Origin of the sequence: Kitasatospora sp. MBT63, assembly GCF_000710465.2 — a bacterium.
GTDB lineage: Bacteria > Actinomycetota > Actinomycetes > Streptomycetales > Streptomycetaceae > Kitasatospora.
On record NZ_JAIZ01000619.1, the window covers coordinates 1 to 1,216 of the forward strand.

Consider the following 1,216-nt stretch of genomic DNA (forward strand, 5'->3'; position numbering starts at 1 on the left):
ACCAGTCCCTGCACGCGCTCGACCCGGAGATCGCCGCCGCGGTCGACGCCGAGCTGCACCGCCAGCAGACCACCCTCGAAATGATCGCCTCCGAGAACTTCGCCCCGGTGGCGGTCATGGAGGCCCAGGGCTCGGTCCTGACCAACAAGTACGCCGAGGGCTACCCCGGCAAGCGCTACTACGGCGGCTGCGAGCACGTCGACGTGGTCGAGCAGATCGCGATCGACCGGATCAAGGAGCTGTTCGGCGCCGAGCACGCCAACGTCCAGCCGCACTCCGGTGCGCAGGCCAACGCGGCCGCGATGTTCGCGCTGATCCAGCCGGGCGACACCATCCTGGGCCTGAGCCTGGCGCACGGTGGCCACCTCACCCACGGCATGAAGATCAACTTCTCCGGCAAGCTCTACAACGTGGCCGCCTACCACGTGGACGAGACCGGCGTGGTCGACATGGCCGAGGTCGAGCGCCTCGCCAAGGAGCACCGGCCCAAGCTGATCATCGCCGGCTGGTCCGCCTACCCCCGCCAGCTGGACTTCGCCGAGTTCCGCCGCATCGCGGACGAGGTCGGAGCGCTGCTGATGGTCGACATGGCGCACTTCGCCGGCCTGGTCGCGGCGGGTCTGCACCCGTCCCCGGTGCCGTACGCCGACGTGGTGACCACCACCACCCACAAGACCCTGGGCGGCCCGCGCGGTGGCGTGATCCTCTCCAAGGCCGAGTACGCCAAGAAGATCAACTCCGCGGTCTTCCCCGGCCAGCAGGGCGGCCCGCTCGAGCACGTGATCGCCGGCAAGGCCGTGGCCTTCAAGGTCGCCGCCTCGGAGGAGTTCAAGGAGCGCCAGCAGCGCACCCTGGAGGGCGCCAAGATCCTCGCCGAGCGCCTGCTGCAGGCCGACGCGACCGAGGCCGGCGTCTCCGTGCTCTCCGGCGGCACCGACGTCCACCTGGTCCTGGTCGACCTGCGCAACTCCCAGCTCAACGGCCAGGACGCCGAGGACCGGCTGCACGAGGTCGGCATCACGGTCAACCGCAACGCCGTCCCCAACGACCCGCGCCCGCCGATGGTCACCTCCGGCCTGCGGATCGGCACCCCGGCGCTGGCCACCCGCGGCTTCCAGGCCGCGGACTTCCGCGAGGTCGCCGACATCATCGCCGAGGCGCTGCTGCCCGCCTTCGACGAGACCAAGGCCACCGCGCTGAAGGCCCGCGTGACCGC

General features: G+C 70.8%; 1 protein-coding gene. It reads left to right on the forward strand.

Annotated features, from left to right (window positions below; all coding sequences use genetic code 11):
* Positions 1–8: 8 nt before the first annotated feature.
* A partial coding sequence (gene glyA, locus AA75_RS32195) for a serine hydroxymethyltransferase (protein ID WP_033823877.1) occupies positions 9–1,216 on the forward strand: 1,208 nt, incomplete at its 3' end.